Raw genomic sequence first — 21,503 nt, forward strand, 5'->3', positions numbered from 1 at the left:
AGGAATCCGCGATGAGTGAAGCCGACGAACTCCGCCGGTCGATGCGGGAGTTCGTGGCGGTCGCTTCGACGTCCGCCCGGGTGCGCGACCTGATGTCCACCACGGCGGGATACGACGAATCGGTGTGGCATCAAATGGCCCGTGAAATGGGACTGCACGGCATCGCGGTCCCAGGAGAGTTCGGCGGGGCAGGTGCGACGCTGTCCGAACTCGCGGTCGTGTTCGAGGAGATGGGCGCCGCGCTGTTGTGCGCGCCGTTCTTCTCCACCGTCGCACTCGCCACCCAAGCGATTCTTTGCAGCGGCGACAACGCCGCGATGGCTGATTACCTACCGCGTTTCGTCGACGGATCCACCACCGCGACGGTGATCCTCAACGGCCGCCTCGATGCGTGGGATCCGGACGCCGTCGCGCTGACGGCACGTGCCGACCGCACCGGTCATCGGATCCGGGGCGATGCCGATCTCGTTCTCGACGGCAATACCGCCGATGTTGTTCTCGCCGCGGCGAATACGAGGGCGGGCATATCGCTGTTCGCGGTCGCGGCGGACGCCGAGGGGCTGACTCGTGAGCCGCTCGCCACGCTCGACCGCACGCGCAAGGTCGCGCGTCTGCGGTTCGACGATGTCCCCGCCCGGTTGATCGGAATAGATGGAGCCGCGGCCCCTGGCCTGGCCCGCACGTGCGACCTCGCGATCGCCGCGCTGGCCGCCGAGCAGGTTGGCTCCGCCCAACGCTGCCTCGACATGGCAGTGGGCTATGCCAAGGAGCGGGTCCAGTTCGGGCGGGCCATTGGCAGCTTCCAGGCGGTCAAGCACCGGTGCGCGGACATGCTGGTGCTCGTCGAGGGTGCCCGCTCTGCCGCCGTTCACGCTGCGGAATCCGCCGACCGCAACGACCTGCCAGTTGCAGCGTCAGTGGCGAAGATGGCCTGCTCGGAAGCCTTTCTGCAAGTCGCCTTGGACAACATGCGAATCCACGGCGGCATCGGGTTCACCTGGGAACACGACGCACACCTCTACGTTCGGCGCGCCAAGGCCACCGAGTTGATTTTCGGCAGCCCCGATCACCACGCGCAACGCCTAGCAGCCCTGGTGACAACATGAAAGGACGAATGTGACCATCTCGTACTCCCTCGAACTGCCCACCCAGCGGGTGGACGCGGTGTCCGAATTCGTCACCGCAGAAGCGATCTCCGAAATCGCGGGCGTCGGCGAGGCGAGCGGATTCGCCGCCGTACACGTCACCGACCACCCCGCCCCCGACGCGAAATGGCTCGACCATGGCGGACACCACGCCCTGGACCCGTTCGTCGCCCTCGCGTTCGCGGCAGCCGCCACCACGGACACCAGGTTGCTCACCAACGTCTACATCGCCGCCTACCGGAACCCATTCCTGGGCGCGAAGTCGATCCAAAGTTTGGACGTCCTGTCCGGCGGCCGGCTGATACTCGGCACCGCCGCCGGCTACCTCAAACCCGAGTTCAAGGCGCTGGGAGTAGATTTCGAAAACCGCGGGGCGTTGCTGGACGAGGCGCTGGACGTTCTCGAAAAGGTGCTTACCGGTGAGGATGTCGCCTACGAGGGCACCTCGTTCGCCGCTCGAGGTGTGCGCCTGTATCCGGTACCGGCGACTCCGCCACCGATCTGGGTTGGCGGAAACAGCAAGCCCGCGGTACGCCGTGCGGTTGCCCGCGCGCAGGGCTGGGCACCTTTCAACACATTCGGCTACGCGGCCGCGTCACGGACCGCTGAGATCTCGACGCTTGAGGGATTGGCGTCGGCCATCGACTGGGCCAAGAGTTATGCGGGCGAGATCGGCCGTACCGAACCGCTGGACATCTGCTTCTCGGCAGACAACCTGCTCGACGACAGCAGGTCGACCGACGAACGGCACGCCACCATCGCACAGCTGGAAGCGATGGGCGTGACCTGGCTGACCATCGCACCGCGAGGCGCCACCCGAGCCGAATACATCGACCGCGCGCGCGGTTTCGCAACGGAGTTCATCGCATAACGCTGTCGGCTGCAAAGGCGTCCACAGTGATTCGTCGATGCGCGAACAACCACCGACCGTTCAGCGGTACGAGGACGTCGCGATAGCGTCCCCAGTGGTCGACGCCTCTGTCGGTGTGAACGGCGAAATAGCTGCTGACCTCAACCCGATCCCAGGCTACAGACCCGAAGCGGATGCTCGAAACGTGATGACGCACAAGCGTTGGCGCTTGTCTCTCCGGTCCGGGATTCTTGGACATGGCAACGCCGAGCCCCGACTCGATCTCGGCGGGACCGGTGAGCGGTTGCGCTCCGCCGGTGAACTCGAGGGTGCCGTCCGGCGCGAAGCAGGCGGCGAGACCGCGCAGGTCAAACCGATCGGTGGCAGCGGTGTAGTCGGCGATGGTCTGGCGTACCGACTCACGGATGCCGAGCTCCCAGACCTCCATCTACCCTCCCTGGGAAATCTGACTGGAAATCGTGTTCTCACACACGATAACGTTTATTCTCATGCCGCAACCCAGCCTGCTTGATCTGTTGACCCCCGCCACAACCGCCCTGGTCACCCAGGAATGTCAGGGCGGTGTGATCGGCCCCCAGGCCGGTCTGCCCATGTTGGCCGAGGAAGCCAGCCGGGAGACGATCCCTAACATTGTCCGGCTTCTCAATGCGGCTCGGGCGGCAGGCGTTACGGTCGTGCACTGCCTTATGCAGAAGCGCCCAGACAACCGCGGGTCCAATAGCAATGCCAGGCTGTTCATGGCGGGGAAGTCATTCGCCGCCGATTTGACTCCGGGCAGCCCCGGCGCCTCGGTACTACCTGAGTTCGGCCCGGAGCCAAGCGATCTGGTCCTTACCCGTACGCACGGCGTCGGACCGATGACGGGTACCGACCTTGACTCCGTGCTCCGCAACCTCCGAATCAGGACCATTGTGGGCGTGGGCGTCTCGGTCAACATCGCGATCCAGAACTTTGTGATGGACGCCGTCAATCGCAGCTATCAGTTCGTGCTTCCACGCGATGCGGTATGTGGCTACCCCCGCGACTACGCGGAATCGATCATCGACAACACGTTGACGCTGCTGAGCACGGTCACCACTACCGAAGCCGTCGTGAAGGCCTGGCAAGAACTCGCCGGAGGTAGCCCCGTATAGCTGTGGCGGAGCGTTGGTGATAACGTCATTTCCACTTAGCGTAAACGGTCATATTCGCTGCCCTGGAGGGATCAGTCACATGTCTACCCGGTCCTTGCCATACCCGGTCTTCGACATCGACAACCACATGTACGAGACGAGGGACGCGCTCACCAAGTACCTACCCAAAGAGCACCGCGGCAAGGTCGGCTACGTCGAGGTCCACGGACGGCCCAAGCTCGTCGTCAAGGACCACATCAGCCACATGATCCCCAACCCGACATTCGAGCGGGTGGCCCGGCCGGGCAGCGCCGAGGACTACTTCTTGGGCAACAATCCAGAGGGCCTGAATTTCCGCGAATTCATCGGTGAAGCAATGGATGTCATCCCCGCCTACCAGGCCCCGGCTCCCAGATTGGAGCTGATGGACGAACTCGGTATAGATCAGTGCGTCATGTATCCCACCCTCGCCAGCCTCATCGAGGAGCGCACTACCGACGACGTCGTCCTCACCCACGCAATCATCCATGCGCTGAACGAGTGGATGCACGAACACTGGACGTTCAACTACCACGACCGCATCTTCGCGACACCCGTCGTTTGCCTGCCGCTCGTCGACGAAGCCATCAAGGAGCTGCACTGGTGCCTCGAACGGGGAATGAAAACGTTCCTGGTTCGCCCGGCTCCGGTGCCCAGCCGCTTCGGCGGCTCGCGATCGATGGGTCTGCCCGAATTCGACCCGTTCTGGGAAGAAGTCGTCAAGGCCGGCATTCCGGTGACCATGCACGCGTCGGACAGCGGATACCAGAAGCACCTCATGGAGTGGGAAGGCGGCGACGAATACCTCTCGTTCAAGCCGAGCGCACTGCGCGAGGTGGTCATGGGGCACCGCGCCATCGAGGACACCTTGGCCGCAATGATCTGCCACGGTGCGCTGTCGCGGTTCCCCGACCTGAAGATCTTTTGCGTCGAGAACGGCAGCGGTTGGGTGCGCAATCTTCTCGAACAACTCAACACCGCGTACAAAATCATGCCCAAGGAGTTCGACGAGCATCCTGTCGAGGTGTTCAAACGCAACATCTACATCCACCCGTTCCTCGAGGACGACGTCAAGGGGATCGTCGACATCATGGGTGAGGATCACGTGATGTTCGGTTCCGACTTTCCCCACCCCGAGGGCATCGGCGATCCGTTGAGTTTTGTTGACCGGCTCGACGGCATCTCCGACGTCGCGAAGGCGAAGATCATGGGCGGCAACGCCATTGAGCAATTGGGGCTCAAGGTCCCGGCATGACGCAGGTCTCTCCGACTGTCTACGAAGGCGTCTCCGGCTTCGAATCGCACGTCGGCGAACACCTTGGCTACAGCGGGTGGCACCAGGTCACTCAGAAGGAAATCGATCTATTCGCCGAGGCGACCGGCGACCACCAGTGGATTCATGTCGACGCGGAGCGGGCGGTCAAGGGTCCGTACGGTAGGACGATCGCGCACGGATATCTCACGCTGTCACTGGTTCCCATTCTCGTGCAACAAATTTACCGGGTTTCGGGGCTGTCGATGCAGGTCAACTACGGCTCCGACAGGCTTCGCTTCCCTGCCCCGGTACCGGTGGACTCGCGCATCCGCGCCGGCGCCGAACTGATCAAGGTGGAACGCACCGACACGGGCGGCCGGGCCACCGTGCGAGTCACCGTCGAGGTTGAGGGATCCGACCGACCGGCCTGCGTGGTCGACACCATCGCGGCAATGGTCGATGACTGAAGCTACGCGTTCAGCAGCCGTTCGCCGATAATCTGCTCGTCACGCAGCTTCGTCAGCTCCTCATCCGACAGACCGAGCGCCGCCAGCACCTCGCCATTGTGTTGCCCGAGCGTCGGCGATGGCGCGCGGTGATGCCGCAGGGGTCCCGGCGTTATCCGAAATGGCCAGCCCGGGAACCTCTGTCGCCCGGCGAGCCGATGCTCAAGCTCCTCGTAGAAGCCGCGCGCCCCGAGCTGGTCGACGTCGTACATCCGGTCGGCGGTGAGGATCCGCTCCGCGGGGACACCACGGCGACGGAGCGCCTCGGCGATCTCGTCGGGCGGCTGACCCGCCGTCCATTCAGATAGGGTTTCGTCGAACGCGTCGTGGTTGTGCAGCCGTGCCTGTGGTGAGGCGAACCGTGGGTCGTCGAGTAGTTCGGGCCGGCCGATCACGTCGACGACGGCGGCCCAGTCGGAGTCGTCACGCACCGAGATGGCCACCCACTCATCGTCATCACTAGCCGGGTAGACGCCTTGTGCGTAGTTCCGGTGGCGGTTGCCTTCTCGCTCGTACGCCCGGGCGGTCAACGAATATTCGATGACCGGCTCGGCCGTCACCGCCGCTCCGACCTCGATCTGCGCGACCTCGATCAATTGGCCTTCACCGGTTCTGCGCTTGTGCTCGAGCGCGGCCAGTAGTGCGACGGTCGCATGTACACCGACGATCGGATCGGCAGGCCCTTGTAGGTTGCACGGTGGACCGTCGGGGTAACCGGTGGCTGCCGACATCCCCGATATCTGTTCGAAGTTCAGTGCCCACCCGACGTAGTCACGCCATGGCCCTTCTAGCCCGAGGCCCGGCATGCGGACCATGATGACGTCCGGATTCACCTTCGCCAGCGAGGCATAGTCCAAATTGAACTGCTCCACCACGCGCGGCGAGAAGTTCTCCACCACGACGTCTGCCTCGGCGGCCAGCTTGAGGGCCAATTCGCGGCCGGCTTCGGTGCTGAGATTCAAGGTGATATCGCGCTTGTTGAGGTTGGTGCCCTGCCACATCGGTCCTATCTCGTACCAGTCATCGGTGCTGCGCAACAGCGAGCCCGAATATCGGTGACCGTCCGGGCGTTGGATCGACTCGACCTTGACGACATCGGCGCCGAACGCACCCAGATAGCAGGTGAGGTAAGCGCCGGACCAGAATGTGCTCAGGTCGAAAACCTTGAGATCTGCGAATGGCAGTGTCACATCGTGAACTCCGGATGCGGCCGCCTTCGTCCGTCGATCGCGCGATGAAGCTGCCGCTCGATCGCCGAGCCGTGGCGCTGGTTTTAGCGGCTTAACCGGCGTTCGGGCCAGCCTGAACGGTGCGCCCGGTCGGAGGAAACGTTGGCCTCCCGCTCGGCTTTCGATGAAGAATCCCCGCTCGCGGTACTGGGGACAGTCGAGAATGGATGCTCCGTCGTTGACCGGCGCCGCGGGAATTCGCATCGCCTGGCTCAACTCGACCAGATCGGCCACGGTCATCGAATCGAGCCAGGGCTGCGCCTTTGCGAAGAACTCCGCGCGTTCGGGCCCGCCCAGCATGATGGCTATCTGGTGATCGCCGAATTCCGGCAGTCCTACCATCGCGCAGACGTCCAGCCAGTGCTGCCCCGTCAAGCAGTTGATCCCGATCCACCCGTCGGCGGCGCGCACGATGCCGAGCATCGGACCCGCCTTTGAATTCGGCGGAAGACCAAGGCTTTTCAAGCGTTCGGCCATCAGCATGGGATACGCCAAGGTTGACAAGAGTGACTCGAACGCCGAGACATCGACTTCGATCACCCGATCAAGACCGCCATCCGCGACCCGCAGGGCCGTCAGGGCCCCGAGCGCCGCGTAGCTGCCTGCGATGTACTCGGGAATACGGACGCCGGCCTGTACCGGCGCCCGGCCGAGTTCGCGAGTATTGACCCACCCCGACGCGGCCTGCAGGGTCAGCGATGTCGACTGGCGACTCCGGCGTGGGCCCTCCTGGCCGTAGTCGGAGATCCGGACGACGACGAGATTCGGGTTGACGCGTTGGAGAGCTTCACGATCGAGTCCCCAGCTCAACCTGTCGCTCGATCCGACCGGCAGATCCTCGACCACCACGTCTGCTTGAGCAATGAAATCAGCAAGCGCATCGGGATGTGATTCGAGATCGATTGTCAGCCCATGCTTTCCGGCGTTCAAATACTCAAATAGTCCGCTGGATGAGCCCCAGCTTCGCAGCGGATCCCCCACCGGTGACTCGACCTTGTACACATCGGCGCCGAGATCGACAAGCAGTTTCGTGCAATACGGCGCCGAAATATCGGTTCCTACCTCGACGACCCGCAGCCCCGACAGGGATCCTGTCACGCAGGCACTCCGATCGCCTTGGGTTCCATGTATGCCCGCAGCCCCATCACGCCACCCTCGCGCCCGATTCCGCTCTGCTTGAACCCGCCGAAGGGCGCGTCGCCGGGTATCGTGCCGTTGATCGAGATTTGACCGGTCCTGATTCGCCGCGCAAGTCCGACGGCGCGATCGACATCGGTGCCCCAGATCGCGCCACCCAGCCCGTAGGCCGAATCGTTTGCGATACCGACCGCTTCGTCGTCGTAGCGGTAACTCAACACCGTCAACACCGGACCGAACACCTCCTCCTGCGCGATAAACGACTCGGGAGTGACATCGGTCAAAACCGTTGGCTCGAAATAGAAACCGCGCTCCGGTCCGGTCGGCCGCCTGCCGCCCGCGACAACCTTCGCCCCGTCGCCTTGCGCCCGCTTGACGAAACCCTCGACCCTATCCAGATGTTGGCGACTGATCAGCGGACCCATGCCGGTCGCCTCGTCGGTCGGGTCTCCCACTTTGACGGTGCGGGCCAGGTCGGCGAGCCGATCGACGACCTCGTCGTGCAGCGTGTCCGGGACCACCAGACGACTGTTCAGGATGCACGCCTGACCCGCATGCATCGTGCACCCTTCGAAAAGCAACCGCTCGAACAATTCGTCGGTCAGGTCGACATCGTCAAGCAGAATGCTCGCCGATTTGCCGCCGCACTCGAGCAGGATCCGCTTCATTGAGGTTGCGGCGCCGGCCATCACATCGCGACCGACGGCCGAACTTCCGGTGAAGGTCACCATGTCCACCCGGGCATCGATAGTCAAGATCCTGCTGGCCTCAACACTGCTCGGGGTGACGACGTTGACCACGCCCGGTGGAATGTCGGTCTCCTCGTCGATGAGCCGCGCCAGCGCGAGACCGGCCAGCGGTGTCAGCGGCGAGGGCTTGAGGACAAGCGTATTGCCCGCGGCCAGCGCGGCACCCAGTTTCATCACGTTCAGCGTGTGCGGGAAATTCCACGGCGTCATGGCCGCGACCACACCGAGCGGCTCATAGCGCAACAGGGTGGTGCCCGCCGCTCCCCACGCGTCCATGGGCGCCTCAGCCGGTTCGAGCGCAAGTTCCGCGGCGTGGCCGACCATGAACGCGGGCCCCTCCACATGGATCAGCCGCTCGTTTGCTGTACAGCCCCACTCGGTTTGCGCCAGCCCGTAGATTTCCTCGCCGCGGGCGAGCAGTGCGTCGCTGAGCTGCTGGAGACAACGCGACCTCTCGGCCGGATCGGCCAGGGGCCACGGCCCGGAATCGAAGGCGGCGCGCGCCGCACCGATGGCGCGCTCGACTTGCGCGACGCCGGCGTCCGGCGCCGAGGCAATGACCTGCTCTGTCGCCGGGTTGGTGACGTCATATCGGCCGGTATCCGGTTCGACCCAGTTGCCGTCGATATAGACGCCATAGCAGTCGACCAGGCTCGACTCGGCCATCACATCACTGACCTTCCCGGTTGGTCGCCGAACCGTACGGTGTCGCCCGATGCCGATGCGAACGTGTCCGACAATTCCTCAATTATGTACACCTGAGATCGCGGTGGCGTCAACATTCTTGCCATTTAACTGGGTAAACACCGATTGACATTCGCGACACTTGTCCTGTAGACACAGCATTACCGGACAATCATGAGCTACCTGTCCGATATCCGTGTGTCGAGGAAGGCCCACAGTGCCCGCTGACTCCACCCCCAGACCGACGTCCACGCTGCCGCTGCACTCGCCGGACTTCTACGCCGGTGACCCGTACCCGAGCTATCGGGAGCTGCGCAACAGCACGCCGGTCGTCTGGAACGACGTCACGAATTTTTGGGCCCTGACCAAGTACGAGGACATCCGCCACGTCTCCGGTCACCCGATGACGTTCACGTCGACGAAGGGCATCTCGATACCCGATCCCGCCATGCCAAGCCCGGTGCAGGAGGGAAACCTGATCTTCACCGATCCGCCACGGCACCGGCAGCTGCGCAAGCTGATCAACTCGGGCTTCACCCGACGCCAGGTCACGTTGCTGGAACCCAAGGTGCGCGAGATCGTCAAGGGGATTCTCGATGGCGTCGACCCATCCCACGAGTATGAGTTCGCCGAGGAGATTGCCGCGCCGCTGCCGACCCGGATGATCGCGGAGATGCTCGGCGCGCCGCCCGAAGACTGGGAGCAGTTCCGCACATGGTCGGACGCGGCGGTGGGGACCGCCGACCCCGACATCGAGCTGGACAACGTGGTGGCGCTCGGCGAACTGTACGAGTACTTCACCAAATTGATCGACGCGCGGCGTTCCGGCAAGGTCACCGGGCAAGACGACCTGCTGTCCATCCTGGCGGCCGCCGAGGTCGACGGCGAGCGCCTTACCGACGCCGACTTACTCAACTTCTCCTTTCTGCTGCTCGTTGCCGGCAACGAGACGACACGCAACCTCATCGCGCTGGGCACGCTGGCGCTGCTGGATCACCCCGATCAGTTCGCCTTGCTTCGCTCGAAGCCCGAGCTTTTGCCGTTGGCAGTCGAAGAGATGCTGCGGTTCACCAGCCCGGTGACCCACATGGCACGCGAAGCGACCGAGGACGTCGAGATCCGCGGCCACCAGATCAGGGCGGGTGAAACGGTGGTCATGCTCTATGGTGCGGCCAACCGCGACGAGGAGATCTTCGGCCCCACCGGCGAGGAGTTCGACATCACCCGAAACCCGAACCCACACATCGCCTTCGGCGCCGGCGAACACGCGTGCCTCGGCGCACAATTGGCACGCCTGGAGGCCAGGGTGATGTTCGAGGTGCTGCTGGGCACCTATCCGAGCATCGAACTGACCGGCGATGTGACGCGGCTGCGCGCCACGATGGTGCCGGGCGTCAAACGCATGCCGGTGCGGATGGGAGCCGGTGTCTGATGGATTTCGACTACACCCCCGAGCAGGAACAGCTCCGAAAGAGCTACCGCGAACGCCTCGAAGCCGTGATGACGCCCGAACGGCGCGAGGCGGTCGCGGGGTTGCTGGAGGGTGGCGCCGCGATCACCGAGTGTCGGCGCGCGCTCGGCGAGGCCGGGTTGCTTGGCGTCGCGTGGCCGGTCGAGTACGGCGGCAGCGGGCTGACTGCGCTCGAGCAGTACATCTTCGGCGAGGAAGCACGCCGAGTCCATGCGCCACTGCCGATGATCACGCTGAACACGGTCGGCCCCACGCTTATTCAGTACGGGACCGAGGAGCAGAAGCAGAAGTTCCTTCCCGCGATCCTGCAGGGCACCGTCGATTTCGCGATCGGCTACTCCGAGCCCGGCGCAGGAAGCGATCTGGCCTCCCTACGGACCAGCGCTGTGCGTGACGGCGACGAGTTCGTGATCAACGGCTCCAAGATGTTCACGAGCGGCGCGGAATTCGCCGACTACATCTGGCTGGCGGCCCGAACCGATCCGGAAGCCAAAAAGCACAAGGGCATCACGGTGTTCATCGTGCCCGCCAACGCCCCCGGCTTCTCCTGGAAACCACTGCACACGATGCCCGGTGTCTCCACCTACTACACCTTCTACGACGATGTGCGCGTCCCGGAGAGCGCCATCGTCCTCGGCGAGAACCAGGGCTGGAAGCTGGTGACCAACCAGCTGAACCTCGAGCGCGCCGCACTCGGCAATCTCGGTGCGCTGGAGCCGCTCTTCAGCAAGACGCTGGAATGGGCCAAGACCACGGAACTCGACGACGGGTTCGTCATCGACCAGCCTTGGGTCCAACAGGCATTGGCACGAGTGGAGGCACAGGTCGCGGCCTACCGATTGCTCAACCTGCGGGTGAACACCAACATGAGCTCGGGTGGCCTGGGCATGGGCGAAGCTTCCGCCGCAAAGGTTTTCGGCACCGAGCTCACCCAGCAGGTGGCCCGCGAGCTGCTCGACGTGGTCGGCCAAGCCGGCCTGCGCAAGGAAACGTCGGCTCCGCTCAAGGGCGAGCTGGAGAGTGCTTACCGATTCGCCGTCATCAACACCTTCGGCGGCGGTGCGAACGAACTGCAACGCGACATCATCGCCATGGCCGGCCTCGGAATGCCACGCGCACCCCGCGACGTGCGAGCCTCCTGAAAGGAGTGTCGACACCTATGACCGAATTGACCAAAGACGATCTGCGCCAGCGCCTCGACGCGCTGATCGGCACCCCCACCGACGGAGTCGGCAAGCCCTCGCGCGCACCAGATCCGGTGAACGCTGCCATGATCCGGCACTGGGCGCACGCGTTGGACGACATGAACCCGGCCTACCTGGATGAGGAGTTTGCCAGCAGTTCCCGCTACGGCGGCTTGGTCTCGCCACCGGTGATGCTGCAGAGCTGGACGATGCCACCACCGAAGCTGGCGGGCATTCGCGAGCGCGGTGGTGTGCCGATCGAAATCAAGAGCAACCCACTGCAGTTCCTGTCCGACGCCGGCTACACCGGCATCATCGCGACGAACTCCGAGTTCGAGATCGAACGCTATCCGCGGGTCGGAGACCAAATCACCGCCGAGACGGTGTTCGATTCGATCTCGGATGAGAAGAAGACGGCGATGGGCAACGGCTTCTTCGTCACCTGGGTGACCACCTACCGCGACCAGAATGGCGACGTCATCGGCCGCCAGTGGTTCCGCACTCTGCGATTCAAGACGGGTGGGGCCCCCGCCGGAACGGCTGGGGACTGATGGCCAGCAGACTCGCGCCGTCCATTAGTCCCGACACCGAGTTCTTCTGGTCGGGTTTGAAAGACAACGAACTTCGCATCCAGCGCTGCGCGGACTGCCAGACGCTGCGCGTCCCGCCACGGCCGATGTGCGGCAAGTGCCAGTCGTTGAAGTGGGACTACGTCGTGGCTTCGGGTCGCGGAGCGGTGTACAGCTTCGTGATGCCGCAGTATCCGCCGCTGCCGTTTCTTCAGTACCCGTACGTCGTCGCGCTCATCGAGCTCGAGGAGGGCGTACGCATCGTGTCGAACCTCTGCGACATCGAACCCACCGCCATCGAGGTCGGCATGCCCGTCGAGGTCTTCTACAAGACCTTCGAAGCACTGCCGAGTGGCGACGAGCTGGTGCTGCACCAGTTCCGGCCCGGCCGGGTGACCGAAGGCGACCGGAAATAATGGATTTCACCTTCACCGAAGAACAAGAGACCGTCGGTAAAGTTGCGCGCCAGCTCTTCGAGCACCGCGCCACGCCCGAGCATCTGACCGACCTGGAGGCCGGCGAGGTGCGCTACGACGCCGCACTGTGGACCGAACTCGCGTCCGCGGATCTACTCGGCATCGCGCTACCCGAATCCGTGGGCGGCAGCGGCGGCGGATTCCTCGAGTTGGGTGTGCTGCTCAGCGAGGTCGGGTTCAGTGTCGCGCCGGTACCCGTCTACGCCACGCTCCTTCTGGGCGCGGATACGATTGCACGGCACGGCGATTCCGTGTTGCAGCAACGGTATCTGCCCGGTGTGGTCGACGGCAGCACGATCCTCACCGCGGCGCTCGTCGAACCGGGCAACTCCGACCCGACCACACCGCGTATCACCGCGCGATCCGACGGCGACGCATGGCGGCTCGACGGCAACAAGGAGCTCGTGCCCGCGGCACAACTCGCCGCGGCCATCGTGGTGTCGGCGCAGACCGAACACGGTCCTGGCCTATTCATCGTCGACACCGGAACCGACGGCGTGACTGTCGCGCCGGTGCGCACCACCAACGGAGAGCCCCACGCCGATGTGGACTTGACCGGCGCGATCGGCCGCCGGCTCACTGAGCACGACGCGGGGAATATCGTCGGCTCGCTCTACACCCGCGCCCTCGTCGGCTTGTGTGCGATCCAAATCGGCGTTGTGGAACGGGCTTTGAAACTGGCCGCCAAGTACACTAGCGAGCGCGAACAATTCGGCCGCCCGATTGGATCCTTCCAGGCCGTCCAGCAGCGTCTCGCCGACGCGTTCATTGACGTCGAAGCCATCCGGTGGACCACGTGGCACGCGGCATGGTTGATCGCCCAGGGACGACCGGCCGATCGGGAGGCCCGCATCGCCAAGTTCTGGGCCGCCGAGGCAGGCTCCCGCGTCGCCTCCTCGGCCCAGCAAGTGCACGGCGGCATGGGAATCGATGTCACCTACCCGCTGTCCCGTTACTTCTTGTGGGCCAAGCAGAACGAACTCGCACTCGGGTCGGCATCACAGCAACTGGCCCGGCTCGGCAATGCATATGCGGAAGGAAGCGGCACATGACCTCCACCATCAAGCGCACCACGACCCTGGCGTGGAACACCGTCAATGTCGGTGACGAGGTCACACCGATGGACGTGCCCGTGACCACCACGCTGATCGTCGCGGGCGCCATCGCGTCGCGTGACTACATGCCGGTGCACCACGACCGCGACTTCGCCAATTCTCAAGGCTCCAAGGATATTTTCCTCAACATCCTGACCACCAACGGGCTGTGTGTGAAGTTTTTGCACGACTGGGCCGGACCCGAGGCGATGATCAAGAAGCTATCCGTTCGCCTCGGTGTTCCCGCCTACCCCAACGATCCCTTGCGCTTCGAGGGCAGCGTCACCGACAAGTCATCGGCCGACGGCGAGGGCTTGGTGGAGGTCACCTTCAAGGGCAGCAACAGTCTGGGTGACCATGTCTCCGGCACCGCGGTGCTCAGCCTGCTCGACGGGGTCGATGCGTGAGCGCGGGCATCGCCGGGAAATCCGCTCTCGCCGGTATCGGCCATACCGAATTCTCAAAGGAGTCTGGCCGCACCGAAATGCAGCTTGCCTGCGAGGCGGTCAAGGCGGCCATCGACGATGCGGGCCTGCGTCCACGCGATATCGACGGGATGGTGACGTTCACCGTCGACGAGAACGAGGAGATCGAGGTCGCCCGCAACGTCGGCATCGAGAACCTCTCGTTCTTCACCAGGGTTCCGCACGGCGGCGGAGCAGCGGCGGGCACCGTGATGCAGGCCGCAATGGCCGTCGCGACCGGTGCCGCCGAGGCCGTGGTGTGTTACCGAGCCTTCAACGAGCGCTCCGGCTTCCGTTTCGGCGGCGCTGGACGCCAACCCGGTGTCACGCCATTGTGGATGGCCCCGTACGCCCCGTTCGGGTTCATGACACCGGCCGCATGGGTCGCCCTGCATGCTCAGCGGTACATGTCGACCTACGGGGTCACCAACGCCGACTTCGGCAAGATCTCGGTCATCGACCGCAAGCATGCCGCCAACAATCCGGATGCCTGGTTTTACGGCAAGCCGATATCCCTTGAGCAGCACCAGGAATCGCGCTGGATCATCGAACCTGTGCTGCGTCTACTCGATTGCTGCCAGGAAAGTGACGGCGGCGTCGCGATGGTGGTCACCAGCGCCGAGCGGGCGCGGGATCTGCCGAACCCTCCCGCCATCATCACCGCGGCCGCCCAAGGCGCTGCCTACGACGGCGAGGTGATGACGAGTTACTACCGCGAAGAGATCACCGGGCTACCCGAAATGGGTGTGGTCGGCGACAAGCTGTGGCGCGACTCCGGGCTGAAACCGGATGACATCTCGACGGCGTTCCTCTACGACCACTTCACACCGTTCGTGTTCACCCAACTCGAAGAACTCGGGTTCTGCGGACGGGGCGAGGCCAAGGATTTCGTGTCGATCGACGAACTGTCGTTGGGCGGACGGATGCCGATCAACACCAACGGCGGCCTGCTCGGCGAGGCCTACATCCACGGGATGAACGGGATCACCGAGGGAGTACGACAGGTGCGCGGCACGTCCCACAACCAAGTCGACCGCGTCGAACACGTCCTGGTCACATCGGGCACCGGCGTCCCGACCAGCGGGTTGATCCTCTCGCCCGACCGCTGAGTCGCAACACCGCTACTCTCAACGGAAGCCAGAAAGGAGTCCTCCATGACGCAGGCAACCGCGACCGACACCCGCGCTGCCATCATCGCGGCGGCCTTCGCCTGCTTCCGGACCCAGAGCCTGGCCAAGACGACCATCGTCGACATCGCGCGGGCGGCCGACGTGTCCCGCAGCACGTTCTACGAATACTTCCGGGACAAGGAGACAATCGTCGAAGCCTGCGCCGAGGCCGCATCGCAGCGGTTCTACCGCAACATGGCCAAGGCGATCGACCGCCGCGGCGGTAGCACCCTGGAGGGCCGGCTGGTGGAAGCCGCCGTCTTCGTGAGCCAGGCGCGGCGCGTCGTCGAGCCGGAAGCGTACTTCGACGAGGCGGAAGTCAGCCTGATGATGACCAAGAACGCCGCAATGCTTCTCAAGGAATGCACCGAGTTCCTCGCGCCGTACGTGTCGGCTGCCAGGCTGACCGGCGAGGTCCGGAGTGATCTCGACATCCCCACTGCGACCGAGTGGTTTGCTCGAATCCTTTTCTCGCTGTTCACGACTCCGTCACCGACGATCGATATGCGCAACGACGACGCGGTGGCCGGCTTCGTGCGGGCCTATGTCGTAAAAGGATTCGTCGACGGCGGCGGGCGCCGGCGCTAAACGGCAGGCTTCAGCCAGCCCTCCGCACGGGGACATTTGACCAGCCACATACGTTCGCCATCGCCACCCGCTGTAGGCCGTCGCGGTCGACTTCGTACTCGGGAAGCAGGTCCAACAACGCGTCGAGCGCGATGCGGCTCTCCATGCGGGCCAGCGCCGCACCGAGGCAACTGTGTATTCCGTAGCCGAACGCAAGGTTGAAGCCCATCTTGCGGTCTCGATCGATGTCCAACCGGTCGGGGTCGTCGAACATGCGCTCGTCGCGTGTCGCCGAACCCGTGACCAGGAGTACCGGGCCGCCCGCCGGAATCGTTGTCCCGTAGTACGTCACGTCGCGTGTGGCGGTCCGGACCTGATACTGCGAGGGCGCCTCGTAGCGCAGCAACTCCTCCACCGCGGCCGGGATCTTGCTTCGGTCGTCGTGAAGCTTGCGCCACTGGTCGGGAAAATCGGCGAATGCGACCATCGCATTGCCCACCAACTTGGTGACCGTTTCGGCGCCCGCCCCTCCGAGCATCGTTGCAAAGCCCGTGATGTCGACGTCGGTGAGCTTTTCCACCACGCCGTCGCGTTCGATCTCGGTCTCGATCAAACGGCTGATCATGTCATCTTCGGGGTGGGCCCGCCGCTGCTGCACCAGGTCGTAGTAATACAGGCCCGTGCTCACCGAGGCTTGGTATCCCTGCTTGGTGGTGGCGATCTCGCCAGGATGCCGCTCGAGCAGCAAATCCAGCCAGAGGCGGATCTGGTCGCGGTCCTGTTTCGGCACGCCGAGCATCGTGGTGATGACCTCGTTGGGGAACAGGGCCGAAAAGTCGGCGACGACGTCGAAGGACGCCGGATCCAGTGCTTCGATGCGCTCATAAACCTTGTCCCGCACCATGTCTTCCAACGCCGCGATCGACCGCGGGGTGAACACGTTGCTGACCAGCCTGCGCATCTTCTGATGCTCGGGCGGGTCCATGGAGATGATCACCTTGGGCACCGGGATGGCGTCGTCGTGGGCCTTGACCATGTCCAGCGTCGCGCCCTTGGCCGACGAAAACGTTTCGTGGTCTTTCGTCGCGGGTGCTACATCCTCGTATCGGGTGAGCGCCCAGAAGTCCCACTTTGCGCTGTAATAGATGGGCGCCTCGTCGCGAAGCCGTCGGTAGGTGTCGTAGGCGCCGTTGAAGAAGTCGGCGGAGAACGGGTCGAATTCGATAGCGACGGCCGAGCTCACAGGATGGCCCCGGATTCCTTGTACTTCGTGATCGTGTCCCAGTCGATGCCGGCGTCCATCAGGACTTCCTCGGTGTGCTGGCCGTGCTCGGGCGCTCCGGGCGGGATAACCGATCGCTCGTCGAATTGAACGGGGTTGGTGGGCAACGAAAATGGCGCTCCGCTGACGGTTTGCGTGTGCGCGACGTAGCCGTTGGCGACGACGGCGGGGTCCTGACAAAGTTCGGCCGGTGTCTGCACGATTCCCCACGCCCCGGAGAGCTCCGCCAGCGTCTCGCGCCATTCGGCCAACGTGCGCTTGGCAAACGCCTCGTCCAGCAGGGCGACCAGCCTGACTCGGTTCTCGAACCGCGATGCGGGATCGGCGAATCGCGGATCGTCCACCAACTCGGGAAGACCGATCACTCGCATCGCCTCGGCGTAGAACTTGTCCAGTTGCAGCATCATCAGCTGCACATAACGATCGTCGTTAGTGCGGTAGGTGGCCACCAGCGGGTTGGGTGAATCGGCGTGCCCATACTTGGGAATGGCGCTGCCACCGTGTATTTGGCTGACCGCGACGTCGGGGCTGAGGTTCCATGCGGCCAACCCGAGTAGGGAGACGTCGACCACCGAGCCGTTTCCGGTCGTCGCCTTTTTGTAGAGCGCGGCGGCGATGCCTCCCGCAATCGTCATCCCTCCGAGCAGGTCGCCGAACGCCGGCCGCGAGCGGACCAACTCATCAGCGTCTTCGGTGAGAACGGTGGCGATGCCGCCCCTCGCCCAGTAGGACACACCGTCATAGCCAGGCTTGTCGGCATCCGGCCCCTTCGGCCCGTGCCCCGATCCCCGCACATACACGATGCTCGGGTTGGCCGCTCTGATGTCCTCGACGTCGATGCCCAGCTTCTTGCGGCGCTCCGGCAGGTAACTGGTCAAGAACACGTCGCAGGTCTTGGCCAGTTCGCGCACCACATCCTGGCCGGCCGGCGTGCTGAGATCCACTGCGATGGATTTCTTTCCCCGGTTGGGGATTTCGATCATGTAGTTGACCGACCCGCCGCCGCCGTCAACGATTCCCATCGTGACCAGCCCGCGCTGGGGATCACCGCCGTCGCGGGGCTCGACCTTGATGACTTCTGCGCCCCACTCCGCGAGGACCGCCCCGGCCGAGGGCACGAACGTCCACGCGGCGACCTCCAGCACACGAACTCCGCTGAGCACCTTGTCGTCGGAAATGACGCCCTCCCAAGCTTGCGATAACTACCATTTACATAAATGAGAATGTCACTTTCAAACTCCATTGTAAACGGACTACGGGCTCCGCGAGAGGCGCCCGGGTTGCTCGGGATCGCCCTTCTCCCAGAACGCTCGCCAGCTCGGCATCCGTTGTGGCATGGCCGCGCGAAGCGGTACGTCCGTCGGCCACCGAAGGAACTTCGGCCCGGGCCGTTCGGTCACGTCTACGGAGTACCACGGATGCTCACGCCGCTTGACGAAGTACCACCGACCGTCACGTCGTTCGTACACATCGTCGTAGCGCATCGTGATCACGTACCACCCGTCACCGTCCTCGTGCTCCGCGCGGCAGTACACCGATCCGGTCGCATGATCAGCGTCGATGAAATCGAACTCATGCCCGCAGATCAGGTGGATGCTGCGGTAAAACCGCCGCAGAACCCGGTCATACCAGCGCTGCAACGCCTCCCGGCCGCGGCCCTGCGCACCCGCGTCGACCTCGTCGACGAAAAGCGCCACTAACGCGTCCACGTCGCGGGCATCCAGTGCCATGGCATAGCGACTCGGCAGCTGACTGATCGCCAAACTGGACTCGATCCGATCCAGACGGTCCGGCGCCATGGTTTGCAGTGTAGTTCGCCGAGAGTTGTCGAGAACCGGTGTTCTCGTTTGGCGGAAAGGCAACTATTCTGTTGAGGCCCAATGAACCTGTAGAGGATGGCAACCACATGCCCTTCCCGACGATCATGCCTACGGTCCCCGCCCTGGTGAGATCGTCTGCAGAGCGTTTCGGTGATGACCCATTCCTGATCGCCGGCGGACACGTGCTGACCTACGTCGAGCTCGACCTGCGTTCATCGCAGTTGGCGATGGCACTGCTCGCCGAGGGCATCGGAAAGGGAGACCACGTCGGGATTCTGATGCCCAACAGCGTGGAATGGGCACTCGCCTGGTTCGCGGCGACCCGCATCGGCGCCGTCGCTGTTCCGCTCAACACGTTCTACAAGACGTCCGAACTTGCCTGGACCGCCCGTCACGCTGACCTCAAGGCGGTCCTGGCATGGTCCGCCTTCCGCAACCACGATTTCGTCGAACGACTCGAGGAGGCATTGCCCGGGCTCGCCGAACAGCATGAACCGGGCCGCATCGTCCTGCACAAGACGCCGTTTCTGCGCACGATCGGAGTGTGGGGACCGTGTGACCGGCCCTGGGCGACGGCATGTGCAGACAAGGAACTACCGGCGGCCATCGACACCGAATTCCTTCTCGATGTCGAGTCCTGCGTGACCCCCGCGGACGAGGCGATGATCATTTACACCTCGGGCAGTACTGGCGACCCGAAGGCGCCGGTACACACCCAGGGCACCCTGGTTCGCCACAGCTACAACCTCACCTTCCAGTACGGCATCACCGCCGAGAGCGTTTTGTTCACCGCCATGCCTTTTTTCTGGGTGGGCGGGTTGATCACCGGGTTGCAGGCCGTGATTCACCACGGCGCAACGCTTGTCACTCAGCCGGCGTTTGATGCGGCTGACGCGTTGGAACTGATGGAGCGGTACCGCGCGACGATCGCGCTCGGTTGGCCACAGCAGGGCAAGACCTTGTCGGAGCATCCAGATTTCGCCGGGCGCGACCTGAGCTCGGTGCAGCGCACCAGCATGCCCGCGATGGTGCCGCCGGACCGGCGACCCAAGGGGCCGAATGCCCTGGGAATGACAGAACTGTGCGGCAACCACATCGGCGTGGACCCTTATCCGCCACAGCCGCGGGATCGAGCTGAGACCGGAGGGTTTTCGATCGAGGGTCTGAGCCACATCCTCGTCGATCCCGAGACCGGCGTACCGGTCCCGGTCGGGACGAAAGGTGAGATCTGGGTCCGCGGTTACTCATTGATGCAGCGCCTCTACAAGTGCGAGCGCGAGAATGTGTTCACCGCGAACGGGTACTACCGGACCGGTGATTGCGGCGTCGAGTACGACGACGGCTGGATCACATTCACCGGCCGGTTGGGAGACCTGATCAAGACGAGCGGCGGAACCAACGTCACACCGAGCGAAGTGGAACTGGCCCTTGCCGATTGCGACGGCGTGCTCGAAGCGTATGTGGTCGGTGCCGAAAGCCCCGAGGACGGAACGGTGGTCGCGGCGGCGGTGGTGCCGCACGGCGATTCGACGCTCGACGGCGAGTCATTACGAGTGCAACTGCGGGGGCGACTTGCGGCATACAAGGTGCCGAAGGTCATCTGGGTAACCTCGAAGCGGGATCTTCCGTTCACCGCGACCGGAAAGCTCAAGAAGGTGGAGCTGGCGCAGCAGCTCAGCGGACTGCTGGTGCGCCGCTGAACGTCAATCGACTGCAGCCGACCCTCGCGGAGAATACTCATTCTCACATGCGAGAATTGCCTCGACTACGGCACAAAGGGAGCGATTCATGAGCGACCGGCACTCCAGCATTGCAGGGACGCGGATGCTGATCATCGGGGCATCGTCGGGCATCGGACAGGCATTGGCCGTTGCCGCCCATTCCCGGGGCGCCCACGTAGCGCTCGCCGCGCGGCGGCTGGACCTCCTTGCGAAACTGGCCGATCAGCTGCACGGCTCGGCGCACGAGCTCGACGTGTCCGACCCGCGTGGCATCGAATCCGTCGTGGGCGACGTCGCGGCCAAGTTCGGCAAGCTCGACGCGGTGGTGTTCACCAGTGCCGTCGTGCCGTTCGCGCTGATTGAAGAGACAGAAGTCGAGACCTGGCTGCATGCGTACGCCGTCAATGCCGTTGGCGCCTCACATGTGCTGCGTGCGACCCTCCCCCATCTGGCGGACGACGCGGTCGTCATCGTCGCGTCGAGCCACGACGTTGGCCGGCCTCGCGCGGGCGTGGCCGCCTACCACGCGAGCAAGGCGGCGCTCGACGAGATCCTGCGTTCTTGGCGAGCCGAACATCCCGATCTCGCCGTCATCCGGGTCAGTGTCGGCCCCACCTGTGACACCGAGATCCTCCGCGGAGCCGATCGTGACCTGCTGGCGAATTTATACCGGGCCTGGGCACACGAAGGTCAGATTCCGGACGAGATGTCGACAGTCGACGACGTGGCCAATGCCATGCTTTCCCTCATCGCCATTTCACGCGCCAACCCGACGGTGATCAGCGAGATCGTGCATCTCGCGCCCCGAATCATCAAGCGTCCGGCGCTTGTCGGCAGCTGGCCGGGAAAGGATCGCGCATGAGACTTCGGGGACCGAACTCGAAACCGCCCAATCCGCGGTGGGCAACATACTGCGACGAGGAGCGACGCCAATGACCACCAAGCCCTTACGCGTTGCG

At 64.1% G+C, this 21,503-nt stretch carries 21 protein-coding genes; 15 read left to right on the plus strand and 6 right to left on the minus strand.

Features of this window, described 5'->3' with window-relative positions:
• Positions 1-11: 11 nt before the first annotated feature.
• On the plus strand, positions 12-1,106 hold the full coding sequence (locus AC5Y7E_RS09145) for an acyl-CoA dehydrogenase family protein (protein ID WP_499948589.1): 1,095 nt from the start codon (positions 12-14) through the stop codon (positions 1,104-1,106).
• Between the two features lie 10 nt (positions 1,107-1,116).
• On the plus strand, positions 1,117-2,016 hold the full coding sequence (locus AC5Y7E_RS09150; protein ID WP_499948591.1) for a TIGR03619 family F420-dependent LLM class oxidoreductase: 900 nt from the start codon (positions 1,117-1,119) through the stop codon (positions 2,014-2,016).
• Here AC5Y7E_RS09150 and AC5Y7E_RS09155 read toward each other — a convergent pair.
• Positions 2,006-2,443, minus strand: coding sequence for a nuclear transport factor 2 family protein (locus tag AC5Y7E_RS09155; RefSeq protein ID WP_499948592.1), 438 nt, complete (start codon positions 2,441-2,443; stop codon positions 2,006-2,008). The two genes, AC5Y7E_RS09150 and AC5Y7E_RS09155, sit on opposite strands and share 11 nt — an antisense overlap.
• Before the next feature lie 61 nt (positions 2,444-2,504).
• Here AC5Y7E_RS09155 and AC5Y7E_RS09160 point away from each other — a divergent pair, with 61 nt between their 5' ends.
• From AC5Y7E_RS09160 to AC5Y7E_RS09170, 3 genes are all read left to right on the plus strand, one after another.
• Positions 2,505-3,149, plus strand: a complete 645-nt coding sequence (locus AC5Y7E_RS09160) for a cysteine hydrolase family protein (RefSeq protein WP_499948594.1) — start codon at positions 2,505-2,507, stop codon at positions 3,147-3,149.
• Positions 3,150-3,228: 79 nt separating this feature from the next.
• Positions 3,229-4,422, plus strand: coding sequence for an amidohydrolase family protein (locus tag AC5Y7E_RS09165; RefSeq protein WP_499948595.1), 1,194 nt, complete (start codon positions 3,229-3,231; stop codon positions 4,420-4,422).
• Entirely contained in the window at positions 4,419-4,889 is a 471-nt protein-coding gene (locus AC5Y7E_RS09170; protein WP_499948596.1) for a MaoC family dehydratase, read from the plus strand. The genes AC5Y7E_RS09165 and AC5Y7E_RS09170 overlap by 4 nt, the downstream gene beginning before the upstream one ends.
• 2 nt (positions 4,890-4,891) lie before the next feature.
• Here AC5Y7E_RS09170 and AC5Y7E_RS09175 read toward each other — a convergent pair whose 3' ends face one another.
• Both AC5Y7E_RS09175 and AC5Y7E_RS09180 read right to left on the minus strand, forming a co-directional pair.
• A complete protein-coding gene (locus AC5Y7E_RS09175; RefSeq protein WP_499948597.1) occupies positions 4,892-7,255 on the minus strand; it encodes a CaiB/BaiF CoA transferase family protein in 2,364 nt (787 codons plus the stop codon).
• The gene (locus AC5Y7E_RS09180; protein WP_499948599.1) at positions 7,252-8,709 is read right to left on the minus strand and encodes an aldehyde dehydrogenase family protein; all 1,458 of its coding nucleotides are present in this window, start codon (positions 8,707-8,709) and stop codon (positions 7,252-7,254) included. Before AC5Y7E_RS09180 ends, AC5Y7E_RS09175 begins: the two co-directional genes overlap by 4 nt.
• Before the next feature lie 277 nt (positions 8,710-8,986).
• On the opposite strand from AC5Y7E_RS09180, the gene AC5Y7E_RS09185 reads away from it, so the two are divergent.
• Genes AC5Y7E_RS09185 through AC5Y7E_RS09220 form a run of 8 tightly spaced genes read left to right on the plus strand, consistent with a single transcriptional unit; the run spans position 8,987 to position 15,742 of the window.
• The gene (locus AC5Y7E_RS09185; protein WP_499948834.1) at positions 8,987-10,159 is read left to right on the plus strand and encodes a cytochrome P450; all 1,173 of its coding nucleotides are present in this window, start codon (positions 8,987-8,989) and stop codon (positions 10,157-10,159) included.
• A complete protein-coding gene (locus tag AC5Y7E_RS09190; RefSeq protein ID WP_499919969.1) occupies positions 10,159-11,340 on the plus strand; it encodes an acyl-CoA dehydrogenase family protein in 1,182 nt (393 codons plus the stop codon). Before AC5Y7E_RS09185 ends, AC5Y7E_RS09190 begins: the two co-directional genes overlap by 1 nt.
• Positions 11,341-11,357: 17 nt before the next feature.
• A complete protein-coding gene (locus AC5Y7E_RS09195; protein ID WP_499919968.1) occupies positions 11,358-11,933 on the plus strand; it encodes an FAS1-like dehydratase domain-containing protein in 576 nt (191 codons plus the stop codon).
• A complete protein-coding gene (locus AC5Y7E_RS09200; RefSeq protein WP_499919967.1) occupies positions 11,933-12,367 on the plus strand; it encodes a Zn-ribbon domain-containing OB-fold protein in 435 nt (144 codons plus the stop codon). Before AC5Y7E_RS09195 ends, AC5Y7E_RS09200 begins: the two co-directional genes overlap by 1 nt.
• Complete coding sequence (locus tag AC5Y7E_RS09205; protein ID WP_499919966.1) at positions 12,367-13,479, plus strand: acyl-CoA dehydrogenase family protein; 1,113 nt, start codon at positions 12,367-12,369, stop codon at positions 13,477-13,479. Before AC5Y7E_RS09200 ends, AC5Y7E_RS09205 begins: the two co-directional genes overlap by 1 nt.
• On the plus strand, positions 13,476-13,928 hold the full coding sequence (locus AC5Y7E_RS09210; RefSeq protein ID WP_499919965.1) for a MaoC family dehydratase: 453 nt from the start codon (positions 13,476-13,478) through the stop codon (positions 13,926-13,928). Before AC5Y7E_RS09205 ends, AC5Y7E_RS09210 begins: the two co-directional genes overlap by 4 nt.
• On the plus strand, positions 13,925-15,094 hold the full coding sequence (locus AC5Y7E_RS09215; protein WP_499919964.1) for a lipid-transfer protein: 1,170 nt from the start codon (positions 13,925-13,927) through the stop codon (positions 15,092-15,094). The genes AC5Y7E_RS09210 and AC5Y7E_RS09215 overlap by 4 nt, the downstream gene beginning before the upstream one ends.
• A 45-nt stretch (positions 15,095-15,139) precedes the next feature.
• Positions 15,140-15,742, plus strand: coding sequence for a TetR/AcrR family transcriptional regulator (locus AC5Y7E_RS09220; RefSeq protein ID WP_499919963.1), 603 nt, complete (start codon positions 15,140-15,142; stop codon positions 15,740-15,742).
• Between the two features lie 10 nt (positions 15,743-15,752).
• Here the strand turns inward: AC5Y7E_RS09220 and AC5Y7E_RS09225 are convergent, their stop codons facing one another.
• From AC5Y7E_RS09225 to AC5Y7E_RS09235, 3 genes are all read right to left on the minus strand, one after another.
• Positions 15,753-16,964, minus strand: a complete 1,212-nt coding sequence (locus AC5Y7E_RS09225) for a cytochrome P450 (protein ID WP_499919962.1) — start codon at positions 16,962-16,964, stop codon at positions 15,753-15,755.
• Positions 16,961-18,181 carry a CaiB/BaiF CoA transferase family protein gene (locus tag AC5Y7E_RS09230; RefSeq protein ID WP_499920211.1) on the minus strand — a complete coding sequence of 407 codons (1,221 nt, stop codon included), beginning with the start codon at positions 18,179-18,181 and terminating at the stop codon, positions 16,961-16,963. The genes AC5Y7E_RS09225 and AC5Y7E_RS09230 overlap by 4 nt, the downstream gene beginning before the upstream one ends.
• A 75-nt stretch (positions 18,182-18,256) precedes the next feature.
• Positions 18,257-18,787, minus strand: coding sequence for a nuclear transport factor 2 family protein (locus AC5Y7E_RS09235; RefSeq protein WP_499948835.1), 531 nt, complete (start codon positions 18,785-18,787; stop codon positions 18,257-18,259).
• 122 nt (positions 18,788-18,909) lie between these two features.
• Here AC5Y7E_RS09235 and AC5Y7E_RS09240 point away from each other — a divergent pair, with 122 nt between their 5' ends.
• On the plus strand, positions 18,910-20,523 hold the full coding sequence (locus AC5Y7E_RS09240; protein WP_499919961.1) for a class I adenylate-forming enzyme family protein: 1,614 nt from the start codon (positions 18,910-18,912) through the stop codon (positions 20,521-20,523).
• Positions 20,524-20,611: 88 nt separating this feature from the next.
• A complete protein-coding gene (locus AC5Y7E_RS09245; protein WP_499919960.1) occupies positions 20,612-21,406 on the plus strand; it encodes an SDR family oxidoreductase in 795 nt (264 codons plus the stop codon).
• Positions 21,407-21,503 lie beyond the last annotated feature (97 nt).

The organism is Mycobacterium sp. NGS17 (assembly GCF_059813205.1).

Bases quoted from the DNA above. Each gene is read 5' to 3' on its own strand.
- AC5Y7E_RS09145 (WP_499948589.1), top strand. From the start codon at position 12: ATGAGTGAAGCCGACGAACTCCGCCGGTCGATGCGGGAGTTCGTGGCG.
- AC5Y7E_RS09155 (WP_499948592.1), bottom strand. From the start codon at position 2,443: ATGGAGGTCTGGGAGCTCGGCATCCGTGAGTCGGTACGCCAGACCATC.
- AC5Y7E_RS09160 (WP_499948594.1), top strand. From the start codon at position 2,505: ATGCCGCAACCCAGCCTGCTTGATCTGTTGACCCCCGCCACAACCGCC.
- AC5Y7E_RS09165 (WP_499948595.1), top strand. From the start codon at position 3,229: ATGTCTACCCGGTCCTTGCCATACCCGGTCTTCGACATCGACAACCAC.
- AC5Y7E_RS09170 (WP_499948596.1), top strand. From the start codon at position 4,419: ATGACGCAGGTCTCTCCGACTGTCTACGAAGGCGTCTCCGGCTTCGAA.
- AC5Y7E_RS09180 (WP_499948599.1), bottom strand. From the start codon at position 8,709: ATGGCCGAGTCGAGCCTGGTCGACTGCTATGGCGTCTATATCGACGGC.
- AC5Y7E_RS09190 (WP_499919969.1), top strand. From the start codon at position 10,159: ATGGATTTCGACTACACCCCCGAGCAGGAACAGCTCCGAAAGAGCTAC.
- AC5Y7E_RS09195 (WP_499919968.1), top strand. From the start codon at position 11,358: ATGACCGAATTGACCAAAGACGATCTGCGCCAGCGCCTCGACGCGCTG.
- AC5Y7E_RS09200 (WP_499919967.1), top strand. From the start codon at position 11,933: ATGGCCAGCAGACTCGCGCCGTCCATTAGTCCCGACACCGAGTTCTTC.
- AC5Y7E_RS09205 (WP_499919966.1), top strand. From the start codon at position 12,367: ATGGATTTCACCTTCACCGAAGAACAAGAGACCGTCGGTAAAGTTGCG.
- AC5Y7E_RS09210 (WP_499919965.1), top strand. From the start codon at position 13,476: ATGACCTCCACCATCAAGCGCACCACGACCCTGGCGTGGAACACCGTC.
- AC5Y7E_RS09220 (WP_499919963.1), top strand. From the start codon at position 15,140: ATGACGCAGGCAACCGCGACCGACACCCGCGCTGCCATCATCGCGGCG.
- AC5Y7E_RS09240 (WP_499919961.1), top strand. From the start codon at position 18,910: ATGCCCTTCCCGACGATCATGCCTACGGTCCCCGCCCTGGTGAGATCG.
- AC5Y7E_RS09245 (WP_499919960.1), top strand. From the start codon at position 20,612: ATGAGCGACCGGCACTCCAGCATTGCAGGGACGCGGATGCTGATCATC.